Raw genomic sequence first — 16602 nt, 5'->3', positions numbered from 1 at the left:
GCCTGGATGAATAAGTCTCTGCCTGGTATGTTAACTCCGTTGGTAGAATAAAGGAGGATTTTTGATCAACAGGGATTGTTTTTGCCGTTGGCTGCTCAGAGTGTGATGGCATTGAAACACGGGGGGTCGCCATTGAACAACTCACCAGCCACAGGTTGAATAGCAAAAGAAGGTAAATTGTAACCCTCATAACACTGACATTCTACCAAAATTCCAAATTTAAAACAGACTTTTATCTTTTATAAGCCAGCAATCCTATATAATTGAGACCATGTCCTTCTCACTCAAACAGATTTTAGGCTTAAGCGAACCCTTTCCGGAAGAACATCGCGAAAACTTTATTCATCTCTTTTTCGATATTGCATGGTGGGGTGTTCTCAACGGAAGTATCATTGTGTTTCTTGCAGTGTATGCCTCCCGGTTGGGCGCTTCGTCGTTTCAGATTGGAATTCTTACCGCCAGCCCTGCATTGATGAATATTCTGATGACTTTTCCTACGAACTTTTTTGTTCGCGGGAAATCCACCTTTCAGGTAGTACGCTGGTCCGCATTATTTACCCGTCTATTTTACGCTTTCCTGATTCCTCTCCCCATCCTTTTTCCGGCGCAAGTTCAAATCTGGACAATCATTGTCATTACCCTGATCATGAACATCCCAGGGACAATTGCAGCCGTCATGGGAAATGCTTTTCTCGCAGAAGGCATTCCCATGGAATGGCGAGGACAGATCATCGGAATTCGGAATGCTTTGTTGGCGCTTACTTCCATGATTACTTCGTTCATTGTTGGACAGGTGCTCAAGGTATTTCCTTTTGAAACCGGCTACATGATTGTTTTTGGGCTGGGATGGCTTGGTTCCATGCTCAGCGCCTATCATCTCTTTAAGGTGAAAGTAGTCGCTCCACAAACATCCCCCCAATCTTCCCAGGCACAAAAGCCTTCATGGAGAGAGATTATTCGTCCGGATGTGCTTTCAGGTTCCTTTCGAAATGTACTCCTGGTAATGTTCTTCTTCCATGTCGCTGTTTTCTTGCCCAATCCCATCTTTCCACTCTACCAGGTCAATGAGTTGAAACTGACCGACGAAACTATTGGTTTTGGGACGAGTTTATTCTGGATTCTCTACTTTCTTACATCCACACAGGTTGGCGGATTGTCCCGTAAGTATGGATTCAAGACATTGACCGGTGCTGGGACAATTATTGCCAGTTTTGCAACATTGATTTTCACTTTCAGTTATCAGGTATGGATTTATGTAATCACACAAATTGTAAGTGGAATCGGATGGGCAATCATTGGAGGGGGACTGGTCAATTACGTGCTGGTAAATGTGCCCCCCGATGATCGCCCATCTTATCTGGCATGGTTCAATTTAGCCGTGAACTTTGCCGTTCTAATATGTGGTCTAGTAGCCCCCCTGATTACCGCGAATCTTGGTCTATTTGGAAGTATGGTATTAGCCGTACTGGTACGCTTTCTGGCTGGGATAGCCATCCTGCGATGGGGTTGAAAAGTTTCCTACTTCTTTATCAACAACTTCGCCAATTGCAGAAACTCTTCCCATTCTTCTTCAAAAAAATGCACCGTGACATTGTTAAGTTCAATGTGATAGGTGGTTTCACCATCCGGCTCGTCCGCCTTCCAGGCAATATAATTTTCGGTTTCTGCAATGGTTTCAGTCTTGGGTTCTGATGGGTTTGCCATATTTCTTTATTCCTTTCCTCAGCATTTGAACAGCACGGTAGATTATACTTCTAATTCGCGAAAAAATTGGCCTAGAAACCACAGGCGCGGCAACCTGAAGATTTTCCCAAGGCTCCTGATCGGAAAGACGATAAACCACATAACTGGTCAGTAGTTTTAACGTCGCTACTACCGGCGCCGCCAGTACTACACCTATAATTCCAAATAAATTGGCACCAATCAATGCTGAAACCATCACCGCCGCTGGATGAATTTTCAGCGCTGTACCCATCAAGCGTGTTGCGACCAAATTATCCAGAATAACATCTGTAAACCATGCCAAACCCACTACAAGGATAACATATCCCCAGGGAGGTAATCCGAAATAATTGGAGCCCTGGAACAGGGCTACCAAGCCATAACTGGTCCAGGCAACGGCAGGCCCAACGTAAGGAATAAATCTTGCCAGCCCCGCCAGTAAGGCAAGTCCAATGAAGAAACGCAACCCTAAAATGCCCAACAAGGCTGTATAGACCAGTATGGTAATCAGAATAATGATAATTTGACCACGCAGGAAGGCGTTCCAAATTCCGCTCAGGTAAACCCCAAATTTACGCAAATCCTCGTTGTAACCGGGTAAATTAATCCGAATAATTTCCGGAGAAGTCCCTCCACTCTCAGCAAGGATGAAGTAAGAAATTAATAAGATAAAGAATACCCACCCGAGAAAATTAAAAGCCCCACTGGCAATTGAGCCCACCAATAGCCCAGCACGACTGAGCAATGGCTGTACAATCCCCAGCAAAGATTGGGTGAGCGTATTCACATCCATAAAATTGGGCAAAACAAACTGGAACGGACCCACCTGGACGGGCATTTCACTCCATTGAGTCAGCAAGGAGGGTAAATCCTTCAAGGTTTGCTGAAGGAAACGAATCAAACTCTGGGACTGTTCTACAACCGCCAGACCACTGAGCGTCGTTCCACCCAAGACCAGTAACAACAAAAGAAAATAAACTATGCCAACCGCAAGACGCCATGAGATTCTGGTTGCCCGCTGAATACTCGAGACCATAGGGTAGAGCAAATAAGCCAGTAAAACAGCCAGAAGAAGGGGACCAACAATATTGCGAAAACGCACCAGAAGCCACGCCAAAATGGTAAACAGCGCCAGGCTCACTACCAGTTTCGTGGTGCTGTCCCAGCGATTCACAGTGGCCTTCACACGGACAGGATGTAACCGTCTGGTTCTTTTTCTCACGATGCGGCTTGAGGATGGGCTTCTGTTCATTCAGGAAACAATATTAACCAAAAATTTATGGGCATGCCCCTGCAGGCCAGATGGGGAACAGGCACCAGAATTCCTTGGGAGCATTCCATAACAAGACCCCAATGCACAAACAGGCAAGGACAAACACCACGGCAAGACTGATGAGCAGAACACGAGTGGTTTTGTTTTGTTGATGAAGCCCGGGTTCTTCTATACTGGTTGGTTCAACAGCATATTCCACCGGTGCAACAGGAGTGCTTCCCAAAGGCGCGGTGTAACGCGGCCTGGACGGAACAGATGACTGTGCTTTTCCTACTGACGGGGAAACGCCCACCTGAGGATACAGTTCTCCTCCTGCAGGAATTCTGGACGCCGGAGTTACCACAGTAGCATCTTCATCTACTACCTCATACAGGAAAACCACTCTCTCGCCCAATGAAATGGATTCTCCAGGACGAAGAGGGTAAGGTCCAGTCAGACGAATTCCATTGACAAACGTACCGTTGGTCGAGCCAAGATCTTCAAGGACATAGGTATTTCCCTGCAAATAAAGCCGTGCATGATGTCGGGAAACTTCCGGATCGCTCACCACCAGATCGTTGGTCAGATCGCGTCCAAGGCTAATTTCGGTCTTTGTAAGTGGAAAAACTCCCCCCGCCTGAGGTCCACTGCGCATGATCAATTGATAACCAACGGGCATTGAAACCTCCTTGAGCAATATCTGTTGATAGTGTAATGGCTTAAGTGGGCATTGTCAAATCAAGGGGCTGGATTTTGATTTCGGTTTCGTAATTAACCATACTTTGATTTTAACCATTTGTTTATAAAAATCCTATCATTTTTTGATATTTCAGCCTTATGCTGAACTGGAGATTACTGGTAGGACAAAATAAAAAGGGAGGGAATTATGAACCTCGATAAATTTACACAAAAAGCACAAGAAGCCATCCTGAAGAGTCAGCAACTGGCACAGGATTACAACCATCAGGCAATCGAGCCAGCACATTTGTTGCTGGCTTTAATCCAGCAAAGCGAAGGTGTTGTACCGGCCATCATTACCCGGGTTGCCGGGTCAACACTGGCACTTAGAGAGGAACTCGTTCAAGAGTTAGCCAGACGCCCCAAGGTATACGGCTCTAATGCATCAATAGGCCTTGCCCAGCCCACAGTTGAGGTGCTCAATCGCTCTGAGCAATATGCAAAAGGAATGCAGGATGAGTACATCTCCACAGAGCACATCTTACTGGCTTTAACCGACTCTCCTGAGAACAAACGTTTATCGCAATATGGCTTGACCAAGGATGCTATTCTAAAAGCTCTGGCTTCAATTCGCGGAAGTCAACGCGTAACCTCACCTACACCGGAAGATACCTATCAGGCACTGGAAAAATATGGCAGAGACCTAACTGCCATGGCACGGCAGGGAAAACTTGATCCGGTGATTGGACGGGATGAGGAAATTCGCAGAACCATTCAAATCCTTTCGCGCAGGACAAAAAACAACCCCGCATTGATCGGTGAGCCTGGTGTAGGAAAAACCGCCATTGTGGAAGGACTGGCACAACGTATTGTCAACGGGGATGTGCCCGAAGGCTTAAAGCGAAAACGCATCATCCAGTTGGATATGGGTGCCTTGGTTGCCGGTGCAAAATACCGTGGGGAATTTGAAGAACGCCTGAAGGCAGTTTTGAAAGAAGTGACTGACGCCGCTGGGGAGGTCATCCTCTTTATTGACGAAATGCACACTGTGGTAGGAGCAGGTGCTGCAGAGGGCGCCATGGATGCCGGCAATATGCTCAAACCGATGCTGGCGCGCGGGGAACTTCACATGATTGGCGCAACCACGCTGGACGAGTACCGCAAACACATCGAAAAAGACCCGGCGCTGGAACGTCGTTTCCAACCCATCCTGGTAGAAGAACCCTCGGTAGAAGATACCATCAGCATCCTGCGAGGATTGAAATCTCGCTACGAGGTTCACCATGGTGTACGGATTACCGATGCCGCTGTCATCACTGCAGCAACGCTTTCACATCGCTATATCCCGGATCGGCACCTGCCTGATAAAGCCATTGACCTGATTGACGAAGCGGCAGCACGATTACGAACTGAGATCGACTCTAAACCTCAAGCGATTGACGAGGTTGATCGCCAGATTCTTCAACTTGAAATTGAGCGGCAAGCCCTGCAAAAAGAACGAGACAAGGCTTCGCAGGAGCGCTTGAGTAAACTGGAGCAAGAACTTGCCAACCTTAAGGAAAAATCTGCCAGTTTACACGCACGGTGGAAACTGGAAAAAGAAGCCATTGCCAACTTGAGACAGGTGAAGGAACAAATTGACCAGACTTATCGGGATATCGAGCGGGCAGAGCGAGAAAACAACCTCGAAGAAGCCGCGCGCCTGCGCTATGGCGTCTTGCATGAACTTCAAAACAAAGTGAAAGAAGCCGAAAAACGGCTGGCTGAAATTCAACAGGAAGGCGCGCTGTTGAAAGAGGAAGTGGATGCCGAAGAAATTGCGGAGATTGTTTCGCGCTGGACAGGCATCCCGGTCTCGCGGTTGCTGGAGGGCGAGATGAAAAAATTGCTCGAAATGGAAGAGCGTCTGCATCAACGCGTAGTAGGACAGGATGAGGCGGTACGCGCAGTATCGAATGCCATTCGTCGAGCGCGTGCCGGCTTACAGGACCCCAACCGTCCTATCGGATCATTCATCTTCCTGGGACCGACAGGGGTTGGCAAAACCGAACTTGCTCGTGCACTGGCTGAGTTTATGTTTGATGACGAACACGCCATGATTCGCATCGACATGAGCGAATATCAGGAAAAGCATACCGTTTCACGCCTCATCGGTGCGCCCCCGGGTTATGTGGGCTATGAAGAAGGTGGTCAACTCACCGAAGCCGTTCGTCGTCGTCCGTACAGCGTGGTGCTGTTTGATGAAATCGAGAAAGCTCATCCAGAAGTGTTCAACGTCTTGCTCCAATTACTCGATGATGGACGATTGACCGATGGGCAGGGAAGGACAGTAGATTTTCGCAACGTGGTTGTCATCATGACCAGTAACCTGGGCTCAGAACTGTGGTTGAGCAACGTTGGACAGGTAAGCCGCGAACAAATCACCCGGGTCTTGCAAGCCCACTTCCGCCCTGAGTTCCTTAACCGCATTGACGAGGTGGTTGTTTTCCACCCGTTGGGACAGGAACACCTGCAAAAAATTGTCGAAATTCAACTGCGGCGCATGCAAAACCTGTTGGAAGAACGTGGTTATCATCTCGAAGTTACCAAGGAAGCCAAAGCCTATCTGGCAGAAGTGGGATACGATCCGGACTTCGGGGCGCGTCCACTCAAACGTGCCATCCAGCGAGAACTTCAGGACCCGCTGGCTCTTCACTTGCTGAATGGCGAATTCAAACCGGGTGATACCATCCGGGTTGAGCGAGTTCCAGACGGGTTAGCCTTTGTCCCGGTCGTCTCGGCAGAAGTAGCATGACCCTCAGAAGATACCCTCCCGCCGCATGGAGTATTTCGTGCGGCGGGTTTTATTCATAGATTCCTTCAAAGAGATCGTTTTCTTTTGGAGAACCTTTTCCTGCAGGCGGATAAGCCCGCATGAATACATCCCGGGAAAAGAACCAGCGACGAATTTGTGCAAAAATTCCCACACCAGTTAAGGAAGCACCCCCCTGACTGACATGACAAGCCACTGCGCGTTCCCGAACCCGAGCCACCTGCCGATAATCCACTACGGCGTGAATAGGGAACTGCTCGGCTGCGATAGAAGCCAGATCGATATCGCCATTTTTTCCAAAACGACGTGGATCTTTCCCGCGAAGTTTCATGGCAAGCACTATTAGGCGAAGCAATGTGCGGGGAATGGTGTGAAAGTACAATTTTTTAACCGGATTAACTGCTTTACCTTCCTGCTGAAGCATGGCAAGCCGTTCAAAGGCTCTCACAGTAGCCTGATGAATTGCCACATGATCTGGGTGACGGTAACCGCCAATGGGATCGAAAGTAATGACTACCTGTGGCTTAATTTCCAGAATGAGAGACGCAATCCGTTCGGCTACTTCTTCAACTGGTTGCACACATAAGGCTTGGGGGTGAAAATTGTCTACCGAGCCTGGCATACCCGAATCACGATACCCCAGAAAAAATACGCCTTTCAGCCCAAGAATATTTGCCGCACAGCGCAGTTCCGACTCCCTGCGCTCAGCAACGGTGGAAAAACCCTGAAGATGCTCCTTTTCAACCTCTCCAGCCTCTCCGCGGGTGGCACAGATCAAATAAACATCAACCCCCTGACGAGCATATAATGCTAATGTTCCCCCCATACCAAACGTTTCGTCATCTGGATGAGCCAGCACAGCCAGTAAAGCGCGTTTTGTTTCCATGTCCATTATCTTCAACTAATATTTCAACAAGGTAGGGTCAACCTCATCAGCCCAGGCATTAATGCCACCTTTGAGATTATATGCCTGAATGCCTACCGACCGAAGGAGTTTCACCGCTCGTGCGGATCTTTCGCCGGTTCGACAAAAGACAACCCACTTACGGTCACGATTTAATGCTTGCAATCGTGCCGGTAATTGCCCAACAGGAATCACTACAGCACCTGGTAATTTAGAAACCTGTAATTCTACAGGGTCTCGAACATCCAGCAATGCCCAGGGCTCCCCCGAAGCAAGCAATTCTGATGCTTCTTTTGGGCTTAACTCAGGAATACCCTGAATCTCGTGCCTTCCAGCGGCTGGAACCCCGCAAAATTCCTCGTAATCTACCAAATCGCGAATTTGAGGCGTCTCTCCACAAAGTTTACACTGTGGATTCTTTCTCAATTGCACTGTTTGGAAGGTGCTATCCAGTGCATCTACCAGTAAGAGTTTACCTGCTAAAGGCTCTCCAATTCCCAAAATCAGTTTGATTACTTCCGTTGCTTGAAGAGCACCAATGATCCCTGGAAGAACCCCAAAAACCCCGCCTTCTGCGCATGAAGGGACCATCCCCGGTGGCGGTGGTTCCGGGAATAAGCAGCGATAACAAGGTCCAACTCGAGCGTCAAAAACACTCACCTGTCCCTCAAAGCGGAAAATTGAGCCATATACATAGGGTTTATTTGTCAACACTGCCAAATCATTTAACAGGTATCGTGTCGGGAAATTATCTGTACCATCTACGAGAATATCGTATCGCTCTGCAATAGGACGGGCATTCTCTGATCTCAAAACTACATTGTAGGTTTCCACGTGAATGTAAGGATTCAGATCAAGTAAACGACGTTTTGCCGATTCCACCTTGGGAATGCCTACATGAGAAGTGCTGTGAACAATCTGGCGTTGCAGGTTCGTTTCATCCACCACGTCGTAGTCAACCAACCCGAGAGTTCCCACCCCCGCCGCTGCCAGGTAGAGAGAAATGGGTGAGCCTAAGCCACCGGTTCCCACGATTAAAACTCTGGCATCCTTAAGTTTCCTCTGCCCTTCCAATCCAACTTCAGGTAATACCAGATGACGGGAATAGCGGAGAATTTCTGCCTGAGATAAAGTAGCCATCAGACTCTCCCTAACTTGCCAGAAGTTTTACAGCATCCTCCACAGTAGAAGCAAACAACACCATTTCCTGATGTCCGTTGGGATAATACTCGGGAAATGCCTCATACAGGGCTGTAATGGCTTTCCGCCAGCCCTCCCCAACCAGAATTACTTTTTTAGGCGTTGTGGCTTGAATGAGCATGCGATTCCAGATGAGAGCCGTTTCTGCCAGCGTGCCAATTCCTCCGGGCATGACAATAATGGCATCCGCTTCATCCATCAGGGTAATCATACGCTCCGGCAGGGTAGCACGGCGCCACTCCTCCTTAACCCACTGGTTTTTGGGAACATTCCGCCACCGCTCAATTTCATCACAGGTCACCCCAATCACATGTCCGCCAGCCAATGCAGCACCTTGTGAAACGGCTTCCATCACCCCCATGTAACCACCGCTAATGACCACATGCCCTGCCTGAGCCAGAAGCCTGCCCAGTTTAACCGCTTCCTCATATGGTAAAGTATCCGGTTTTGGATATGTCCCTCCAAATACAGTGACTCTCATCAAGACCTCCGTGTTTTTACGTTCATTCCATGAATCACTACAAGTGCCGCCTTTGCAGATTTAACCTGTTCAGGATGCCAGCCGCTCTCAGTAGCCATTTTTTCCAGATGAGCCATGACCGCAGTTTTGGATGACTCATCCAGTCCTACAAATGCCTCTCGAATAAGGCGTGGATTTCGAGAGAGAATAGCATCCCAAAAATCAGATAATGGGAGATTCTCCATAAACCCACCTCCATTCCAATAGATTTCTATTATATTCCATGCCAAAAAAGAAAAGCAGTCAGGCAAAAACCTGACTGCTCACTCATTTCCGGAAAGAGTTTACTCTTCCTTCTTTTCTTTCTGAGCGCGAGCGATAATTTCCTGCGCAATGTGAGGCGGAACCATCTCGTAATGATCAAACTTCATACGGAAGACACCACGCCCACCGGTCATCGAGCGTAATTGAGTGGTATAACGAAGCATTTCCGCTAACGGCACAAAGGCTTTCACGATTGAGTGACCGCGTTCCGAATTCATTCCCTGTACCCGGGCGCGGCGAGTATTCAAATCACCCAGAACATCCCCCATATTGGCTTCGGGAACGATAATTTCGACGTCCATGATGGGCTCATTCAACACCGGACCTGCTTCCATGAACGCCAGTTTGAAGGCTTCACGTCCCGCAATTTCAAAGGCAATCGGTTTTGAGTCTACCGGATGCTCTTTCCCGTCATAGACCGACACTTTGACACCGCTGATAGGATACCCTGCCAGAATACCCTCAGCCATGACGTTGCGAATGCCTTTTTCAATGGCGGGCATGTAAGAGGACGAAATCGCGCCACCAAAGACATCGTTGACAAACTCAAACTCGCCTTCTGCCAGCGGTTCAATACGCAGATGCACCTCGCCAAATTGACCAGCGCCACCGGTTTGTTTCTTGTGGCGGTACATTGCCTGCCCCTTCTTGGTAATGGCTTCCTTATAGGGAATACGCGGCTCACTGGCAATCAAATTGACCTGGAATTTAGTTTCCGCACGGCGAAGCGCCACATCAATATGCTGTTCGCCCATACCCTGAAGGATGGTCTGCCCGGTAGCCGATTCCATGTGCCACGAGAGGGTCTTGTCTTCTTCGCAAAGGCGAGTCAGAGTGGGCGAAATCTTGGTAGAGTCCGCTTGTGTCTTGGGGCTAATGGCTACCTGATAGAGTGCGCCCGGATATTCCGGCTCAGGTAATACCAACGGATGAGCCCGATCGCACAGCGTGTTTCCTGTGGAAGTTTCTGCCAGTTTAGGAACTACGCCCAAATCACCCGCATGAATGACCTTCATGGGGAAGGATTCTTTTCCTCGCATCACTGCTACGGTACCAAAGCGCTCTTCCACACCCTTGGTCTGGTTCCAAACGCGGGTATCGGAATTGACCACTCCAGAATACACCCGGAAGTAGGTCAGTTTACCCACAAAGGGGTCGGCTGTGGTCTTCCAAACGTACACTGCCAAGGGGCCAGCATCTGAAGCGGGTAGTTTTTCTTCCCCATCTTTCCCCTGGGCTACAGGGGTTGGAATCTCTGCCGGTGAAGGCATTAGACTGACAATAGCATCCAGCAAGGGGATAATACCAATCTCTGCTGCACCAGCCGCTACAAACACAGGCGCAAAACTGACATTGCGCACAACGGCTTTCAAACCGCGAATAATTTCTTCCGGACTCAATTCACCAGATTCAAGGTATTTCTCTAAAAGCGCATCTTCGCCTTCAGCGGCGGCTTCAATGAGGGCAGTGCGGGCTTCTTCAGCCTCAGCGCGATATTCCGCCGGAATATCCACCACTGTCTTCCCGTCGCCCTTGTAGGCTTTCATCGTCAGAAGGTCGATCACACCCTGGAAGGCTTGTTTCTCTCCCCAGGGCAACTGCACCGGGATAAGACGCACAGAAGAGAATTCCTGGATGGAAGCCAGCGCTTTCTTGAAGTTCGCATTATCGCGATCCATTTTGTTAATCACGACAAAGCGAGGCAGATTGAATTTGTCCAGGTATTGCCAGGTAATTTCAGTACCCACCTCGACGCCGGCAACCGAGTCCACCAGCGCGATGGCGCCATCGGCTACACGTAGAGCAGAAATCACCTCGCCGACAAAATCAAGGTACCCCGGTGTGTCCAGAACGTTAATTTTGACATCTTTATACTCCACCGGGATGACAGAGGTGCTTAATGAAATACCACGGCGAATTTCTTCGTCCTCAAAATCGGAAACCGTGGTACCGTCCTCAATTTTTCCTAAACGGGTAGTAGCCCCCGTAACATGCAGGAAAGCCTCTGCAAGCATGGTCTTCCCTGCGCTGCTATGTGAAACCAATGCGATGTTTCGAATTGCCTCAGTTTTATACTCTTTCATGAATCGTAGCCCTTTACTTTCGTATGATTGCCCGACGGCTAATTTTAAGGTAAGTTGCCAATCTTGTCAAAGAGTACCGTCTCTTTTTCTCACATCCCCAGAAAATCTATCCATTCGCTACCCTTGAGTCTTTCGAAAATCCGCGGTAAGGTGCCCGAATAACTTAAATACAATTGTGAACGGGCTCTGGTCATCGCCATGTAGAGCAAACGGAGTTCTGCGGTTTCATCAGATGTGGTAAATTTTTGAAGATAGGGAATAATGACTGCTTGCTTTTCCAAACCTTTGAACCCATGGATGGGATTCACAACTACCTCAGTCCCTCTTAATTCTGACTTAATTGCTTCCATATCCTTCTTGAAACGCACCAGCACGGCAATTTGATTTTCACGGATATTTTGTTGAGTTAATACATAGACCGTGTTTTTAATAAACGTCAGTTCATCAGCGATGTCTGAACACCGCTTAAGAATGGGCTTTGCTCCATGGCGCATCTGGTCAGGAGATAATTCAGGAGCAACAGGTTCTCCAGTTTCCTGCAGAGACTTCTCAATTTCAGGGTTCCCCTTGATGAGTTGATAGGCAGCGTTATAAATCTCCCAGGTATTGCGGTACGGGGTGCGTAACCATCGGGTTCTTCCCACCACTTCAATTCCTTTTTCTTTCCAGGAAAATAACCGATAAATACTCTGCGAAGGATCATCGGCGAGAAACAGCAGTCCATTCTCCGGAATGAGGAAATACTGAATCACGCGTAACCATACTGGTGCCCAATCCTGAGCCTCATCAATCAATATGGCGTTGAATTTTGAAATAGAAGAATGTTGAGGATCTTGCAGGCACTCCAGAGCATAATAGGGCAATTCCTGCCAATCCCATAACGTGTTCTGGCGAAGATACTGACGATACGCCTCAAGGAGATTGAACACCCCTTCTCGATATGTCTTCGAGAGACGGAGTTTTGCCCCTAATCCATGTCTCTCAATCTGAAGGTAATCCTCAGAGCGAAGAATCCCCATATCCCGGATCCAGTTAATTTCTTGTTTAAGCGCGGCTTTACCGACTATGTCGATGATTGGATAAGTCTGCTCAACCGAATCAAGCCACCTGTCCAATAACATCTCTTTCTGGTCATCCTCTTCCTGTAAATTCTTGGGCAACACAGAAAGACACATCCCATGAAAAGTCCTGACTTTAACCTCGGTGCTTTCTAATTCACTCTCAAGCCACTGCTGTAGCAGTTTATTGAAAGTCACAACGGCGATTTTCCAATCCGGGTAAATCTTGGACAGATAACGAGCACGTTGAATCAACACCAGCGTTTTGCCACTCCCCGCATAACCTCGCAAGAGGCGAATAGAAATATTCTGAACAAGTTTTCTCCCCTCTGGAGGAAGTTCTTCTTCCTGCACACTTTCCTGTGGCTGAAGACTTTCAAATAAACTCTGAAGATGGGCTTCTTTCTTTTGTGCTTTCGTCTCTATAGTTTTCTCAACATGCACAGGTTCTGCCACAACACTTTCCTGCGTCTGGTCAAGAAATACTGTGCCTTCTGGACGGCTGATTTCAACAATCGGAAAAATAACGCCCCGAATCAGATTCAATTGTTCCCGCGTGAGTCCCCCTTTTTGCAAACGATAATCAGGAAAGATGTTTTTCATGCGAGCAAGGAGCAGGTCGGGCAAACTCAAGTCACTAATCCCCCAAACAAATCCCTCTCCCCATGCTTTCCATAATTGGGTAATTACAGATTGTGGTAAATTCGGTAGAACCGCCGCATAACTCCAGGATATTTTTTCGGCTTTTTCTTTGCCCATTTGGTTTTGCCGTTTTTTTATCTCTGCTTCTACCTGAAAGCCATACTCTCGAGCAAGATAAACAGGATTTTTCTCTTCTCTAATTTCTCCTTTTTTTGTAACAATAAAAGCACGTTGAGGATCAACCTTCTGAATTTGTATCCAATCTTTTACTTCCAGGACGACGTATCCATAATTACTTACCACAATAAAGTCCGGATAACGCATCTCGCGCTCCGAAAAAACCTGCGGTTCAACATAAACGGTAAATTCTTTAGGTAAATTTTGTTTGAGGAATTTCAATGTCCTCTTTTCACCTTCGGTAGCATTTTCTCTGAGATTTCCAATGACTTCAGCCATTTGCCCACCTCAAAATGTCATGAAAAATCCAGCCCTCGTTCTTTCAAACTGACCCAGCGATTCTGTCCAATGATCAAATGATCCAGCACCCCGATATCCAGCATTTTTCCTGCCTGAATCACTGTGCGCGTTAAGGTAATGTCTTCAGGGCTGGGTGAGGGATCTCCGCTGGGGTGATTATGCACCAGAATCAACGATGCCGCAGAAGCCTGTATCGCCGGGCGGAAAATTTCGGCTACGCGCACTGTAGAGGCGTTCAACGAGCCGATATACAGGTTCTCAATTTTGAGCACCCGGTTTCGGGTATCCAGCAAGATTACCCTCAAGTGTTCCTGAAGCAGGGCACTCATCTCATAGCGCACCAGTTCTGCCGCATCTGCAGGGCAGGTGATACTGGCACGTTCCTGAGGTTCTACCATAGTCAATCGCCGCCCCAATTCAATAGCCGCCTTCAGTTGAGCGGCTTTTGCCATTCCCACGCCCTTGATAGCACTTAATTCAGCAAAAGAAGCACGGTGTAACCCGTGCAAGCCCCCCAGGGTGACTAAAATCCGTTGTCCCAATTGCACCGCGTTTTCTCCCTGCAAGCCTACACGCAACAGAATTGCCAGAAGTTCAGCATTGCTCAGAGACTGGGCTCCCAATTCTGCCAGCCGTTCACGCGGACGATCTGTTTCCTGAATATCTCGAATTCGATATGTCTGGAGATTTTCTTTTACTGCCATACAAGTAAGTATATCGTCAAATTTTCCGGGGCGCCTTGGGTATCCATGCTATAATTTTCGAGGAGTAAACCATGACTGTTGACCCTGTTTTTCTATCGAATTTTCTCTTAATCTCAGTGGGATTCACGGCTGCGTTTCTGGCAGCGCTCTGGTTGAGTCTGATCTTTTGGGTTTTCAGGGATATCCGCCGCCGCACCCGCGACACACTGGTGCACATTCTTGCCGTGCTGGTGGTTGCCATTCTCTTCCTGCCAGGAATGCTCATTTACTTTATCCTGCGCCCCCCAAAAACACTGGAAGAGGAATTTCAACAGTCTCTCGAGGAAGAAGCCCTTTTGCAAACCATTGAGGAAAGTCTGTTATGCCCGGGATGTGGTAGAAAGGTCAAGGAAGACTGGGTGGCTTGTCCTGCATGTTATACCCGTCTGAAGAAGACCTGTCACCAATGCGGAAAGCCTATTGAACTTTCCTGGAATTTGTGTCCATATTGTGGCACCCCCGCTCCGGGAATGCGCCGAGAAACCCTGTCCATCGACGATGCAATGAGAAATCTGGTCATGGAAAGCGAATTAAAATCTTCAACAGAGCCTGTTTCCTCTTCCGAAGATCCAGATCAAGTATAATTTTTATATGTTATCCATACCCCCTATTGAACCGATTGATTATTTACTGATTGGGCATGTAACCCGTGATCTGACACCTGAAGGACCACGAGTGGGTGGCACAGCCACGTATTCAGGTCTTACTGCAAGAGCCCTTGGCTTGAGAGTAGGTGTTGTAACCGCTTGCGATTCCTGTTTTGAGATTCCACGTCCTTCCCAATACACGGTGGTGGGCTTGCATTCTCCGGAGACCACTACTTTTGAAAATATTCAGACCCCTCAGGGAAGGGTGCAGAAAATTCATCAACGAGCGCCAGGCTTAGGACTTTCTCTGGTGCCAGAGACATGGCGCAGTGCGCCGATTGTCCATCTGGGTCCAGTAGCAAATGAAGTAGATCCCGGACTGGTCAGGGCTTTCCCCAATGCTCTGGTTGGACTTACTCCACAGGGATGGTTAAGAGCCTGGGATCAAGATGGGAACGTTCATTTCACCGATTGGCTCGAGGCGGGATTTGTGCTGGAGCAAGCCACTGCTGCAGTCATCAGCATTGAAGACGTGCGTGGAGACGAGTCCTACATTGAAGAATTTGCCTCTCATATTCGTATCCTTGCCGTTACGGAAGGACCCCAGGGCGCGCGAATTTACTGGAATGGGGATGTGAGGCGTTTCACCCCACCCAAGATGAGAGAAATTGACCCCACCGGTGCAGGGGACATTTTTGCTGCTGCGTTTTTCATTCGCCTTTACACAACCAGAGATCCCTGGGAAGCAGGAAGGTTTGCCACACAACTGGCAGCATACAGTGTTGCCAGACCAGGGCTGGAAGGTATTCCCACCCCTGAAGAAATTCAACTCTGTCTCACAGAAATCGTTTAGGGTAAAAATCTATGGCGCGAGTTTACACATTGGTCAATCAGAAAGGGGGTGTGGGAAAAACCACCTCCGCAATTAACCTGGGAGCCTATTTAGGATACTATGGACAGCGCGTTCTTCTGATAGACCTTGACCCTCAAGCCAATGCTACTTCCTCCCTGGGAGTAGATAAAAACAGCATTCGGGGAGGAACTTATGAGGTCCTGATTGGGCGAATGCCGATTACACCTCAGATTCTTCACAACCCTCGCTATAAAATCTCCCTTCTACCCTCTTCGCCAGCCCTAGCAGGCGCAGAGGTAGAACTGGTTGACCTGCCAAACCGCGAACAGCGCCTGAAAGAAGTGCTTGCTCCTGCTCTTGAAAGATACGATTACATTCTCATTGATTGTCCACCTTCTCTGGGATTGCTTACCGTTAATGGATTGGTGGCTGCGGCAAATGGCGTATTGATTCCGGTGCAATGCGAATACCTTGCGCTGGAAGGCTTGGGACAACTTACTCAGACTATTCAAAGGGTCAGAAATTCGCTCTTTCCTGAATTACAAATTCGCGGAGTGATTCTAACCATGTTCGACGGGCGTACCCGTCTGGCTACTGATGTAGTGGCAGAGGTAAGAAAATATTTTCCCGATAAAGTTTTTCAAACGATCATTCCTCGAAGTATCCGATTGGCAGAAGCCCCATCGTTTGGAAAACCCATTTCCGTGTACGCCCCGGAATCCCATGCGGCTCAAGCCTACCAGGCGCTTGCCAAAGAGTTATTAGCGCTGGACGGCATCCATATTCCAGAACTGGTCTAGGGAAGG

The 16602-nt window shown here is 48.3% G+C and carries 15 protein-coding genes; 5 read left to right on the top strand and 10 right to left on the bottom strand.

Going from position 1 to position 16602, the window contains the following annotated elements; translation table 11 throughout:
- Positions 1-271 precede the first annotated feature (271 nt).
- Positions 272-1510: an MFS transporter gene (locus tag ANT_RS07070; RefSeq protein ID WP_013559822.1), complete on the top strand. Its 1239-nt coding sequence runs from the start codon at positions 272-274 to the stop codon at positions 1508-1510.
- An 8-nt stretch (positions 1511-1518) separates the two neighbouring features.
- Here the strand turns inward: ANT_RS07070 and ANT_RS07065 are convergent, their stop codons facing one another.
- From ANT_RS07065 to ANT_RS16230, 3 genes are all read right to left on the bottom strand, one after another.
- Complete coding sequence (locus ANT_RS07065) at positions 1519-1704, bottom strand: hypothetical protein (RefSeq protein ID WP_013559821.1); 186 nt, start codon at positions 1702-1704, stop codon at positions 1519-1521.
- Positions 1676-2896 (bottom strand): AI-2E family transporter, encoded by a 1221-nt coding sequence (locus tag ANT_RS07060; RefSeq protein WP_172634583.1) that lies wholly within the window; start codon positions 2894-2896, stop codon positions 1676-1678. Before ANT_RS07060 ends, ANT_RS07065 begins: the two co-directional genes overlap by 29 nt.
- A 103-nt stretch (positions 2897-2999) precedes the next feature.
- A complete protein-coding gene (locus ANT_RS16230; protein WP_013559819.1) occupies positions 3000-3653 on the bottom strand; it encodes an FHA domain-containing protein in 654 nt (217 codons plus the stop codon).
- 207 nt (positions 3654-3860) lie between these two features.
- Here ANT_RS16230 and clpB point away from each other — a divergent pair, with 207 nt between their 5' ends.
- Entirely contained in the window at positions 3861-6446 is a 2586-nt protein-coding gene (gene clpB / locus ANT_RS07050) for an ATP-dependent chaperone ClpB (RefSeq protein WP_013559818.1), read from the top strand.
- Positions 6447-6495: 49 nt separating this feature from the next.
- On the opposite strand, the gene ANT_RS07045 is transcribed toward clpB, so the two are convergent.
- The 7 genes from ANT_RS07045 to radC form a co-directional block, all read right to left on the bottom strand.
- Positions 6496-7350 (bottom strand): PIG-L deacetylase family protein, encoded by an 855-nt coding sequence (locus ANT_RS07045; protein WP_041454807.1) that lies wholly within the window; start codon positions 7348-7350, stop codon positions 6496-6498.
- A 15-nt stretch (positions 7351-7365) separates the two neighbouring features.
- The gene (gene moeB / locus ANT_RS07040; RefSeq protein ID WP_013559816.1) at positions 7366-8508 is read right to left on the bottom strand and encodes a molybdopterin-synthase adenylyltransferase MoeB; all 1143 of its coding nucleotides are present in this window, start codon (positions 8506-8508) and stop codon (positions 7366-7368) included.
- Between the two features lie 10 nt (positions 8509-8518).
- Positions 8519-9049 (bottom strand): LOG family protein, encoded by a 531-nt coding sequence (locus tag ANT_RS07035; protein ID WP_013559815.1) that lies wholly within the window; start codon positions 9047-9049, stop codon positions 8519-8521.
- Positions 9049-9273 carry a hypothetical protein gene (locus ANT_RS07030; RefSeq protein WP_041454806.1) on the bottom strand — a complete coding sequence of 75 codons (225 nt, stop codon included), beginning with the start codon at positions 9271-9273 and terminating at the stop codon, positions 9049-9051. The genes ANT_RS07035 and ANT_RS07030 overlap by 1 nt, the downstream gene beginning before the upstream one ends.
- A gap of 99 nt (positions 9274-9372) precedes the next feature.
- A complete protein-coding gene (gene fusA, locus ANT_RS07025; protein WP_013559813.1) occupies positions 9373-11436 on the bottom strand; it encodes an elongation factor G in 2064 nt (687 codons plus the stop codon).
- Positions 11437-11525: 89 nt separating this feature from the next.
- A complete protein-coding gene (locus ANT_RS07020) occupies positions 11526-13592 on the bottom strand; it encodes a nuclease-related domain-containing DEAD/DEAH box helicase (RefSeq protein WP_013559812.1) in 2067 nt (688 codons plus the stop codon).
- Between the two features lie 17 nt (positions 13593-13609).
- Positions 13610-14317 (bottom strand): RadC family protein, encoded by a 708-nt coding sequence (radC, locus tag ANT_RS07015; protein WP_013559811.1) that lies wholly within the window; start codon positions 14315-14317, stop codon positions 13610-13612.
- 71 nt (positions 14318-14388) lie between these two features.
- On the opposite strand from radC, the gene ANT_RS07010 reads away from it, so the two are divergent.
- From ANT_RS07010 to ANT_RS07000, 3 genes are read left to right on the top strand one after another with little or no spacing between them, the layout of a single operon-like run.
- Positions 14389-14940 carry a zinc ribbon domain-containing protein gene (locus ANT_RS07010; protein ID WP_013559810.1) on the top strand — a complete coding sequence of 184 codons (552 nt, stop codon included), beginning with the start codon at positions 14389-14391 and terminating at the stop codon, positions 14938-14940.
- 7 nt (positions 14941-14947) lie between these two features.
- On the top strand, positions 14948-15796 hold the full coding sequence (locus ANT_RS07005) for a PfkB family carbohydrate kinase (protein ID WP_013559809.1): 849 nt from the start codon (positions 14948-14950) through the stop codon (positions 15794-15796).
- 11 nt (positions 15797-15807) lie between these two features.
- Positions 15808-16596 (top strand): ParA family protein, encoded by a 789-nt coding sequence (locus ANT_RS07000; protein ID WP_013559808.1) that lies wholly within the window; start codon positions 15808-15810, stop codon positions 16594-16596.
- The last annotated feature ends 6 nt before the right edge of the window (positions 16597-16602 follow it).

Origin of the sequence: Anaerolinea thermophila UNI-1, from assembly GCF_000199675.1 — a bacterium.
Taxonomy (GTDB): Bacteria; Chloroflexota; Anaerolineae; order Anaerolineales; family Anaerolineaceae; genus Anaerolinea; species Anaerolinea thermophila.
The sequence above is the reverse complement of the archived record's forward strand: the minus strand, read 5'-3'. Positions and strand labels throughout refer to the sequence as shown.

What these genes read in the sequence shown, in the direction of transcription:
- fusA (WP_013559813.1), bottom strand. Translation starts at nt 11,436, where the DNA reads ATGAAAGAGTATAAAACTGAGGCAATTCGAAACATCGCATTGGTTTCA.
- ANT_RS07005 (WP_013559809.1), top strand. Translation starts at nt 14,948, where the DNA reads ATGTTATCCATACCCCCTATTGAACCGATTGATTATTTACTGATTGGG.
- ANT_RS07065 (WP_013559821.1), bottom strand. Translation starts at nt 1,704, where the DNA reads ATGGCAAACCCATCAGAACCCAAGACTGAAACCATTGCAGAAACCGAA.
- clpB (WP_013559818.1), top strand. Translation starts at nt 3,861, where the DNA reads ATGAACCTCGATAAATTTACACAAAAAGCACAAGAAGCCATCCTGAAG.
- ANT_RS07030 (WP_041454806.1), bottom strand. Translation starts at nt 9,273, where the DNA reads ATGGAGAATCTCCCATTATCTGATTTTTGGGATGCTATTCTCTCTCGA.
- moeB (WP_013559816.1), bottom strand. Translation starts at nt 8,508, where the DNA reads ATGGCTACTTTATCTCAGGCAGAAATTCTCCGCTATTCCCGTCATCTG.
- ANT_RS07020 (WP_013559812.1), bottom strand. Translation starts at nt 13,592, where the DNA reads ATGGCTGAAGTCATTGGAAATCTCAGAGAAAATGCTACCGAAGGTGAA.
- ANT_RS16230 (WP_013559819.1), bottom strand. Translation starts at nt 3,653, where the DNA reads ATGCCCGTTGGTTATCAATTGATCATGCGCAGTGGACCTCAGGCGGGG.
- ANT_RS07070 (WP_013559822.1), top strand. Translation starts at nt 272, where the DNA reads ATGTCCTTCTCACTCAAACAGATTTTAGGCTTAAGCGAACCCTTTCCG.
- ANT_RS07010 (WP_013559810.1), top strand. Translation starts at nt 14,389, where the DNA reads ATGACTGTTGACCCTGTTTTTCTATCGAATTTTCTCTTAATCTCAGTG.
- ANT_RS07045 (WP_041454807.1), bottom strand. Translation starts at nt 7,350, where the DNA reads ATGGAAACAAAACGCGCTTTACTGGCTGTGCTGGCTCATCCAGATGAC.
- ANT_RS07035 (WP_013559815.1), bottom strand. Translation starts at nt 9,049, where the DNA reads ATGAGAGTCACTGTATTTGGAGGGACATATCCAAAACCGGATACTTTA.
- radC (WP_013559811.1), bottom strand. Translation starts at nt 14,317, where the DNA reads ATGGCAGTAAAAGAAAATCTCCAGACATATCGAATTCGAGATATTCAG.
- ANT_RS07000 (WP_013559808.1), top strand. Translation starts at nt 15,808, where the DNA reads ATGGCGCGAGTTTACACATTGGTCAATCAGAAAGGGGGTGTGGGAAAA.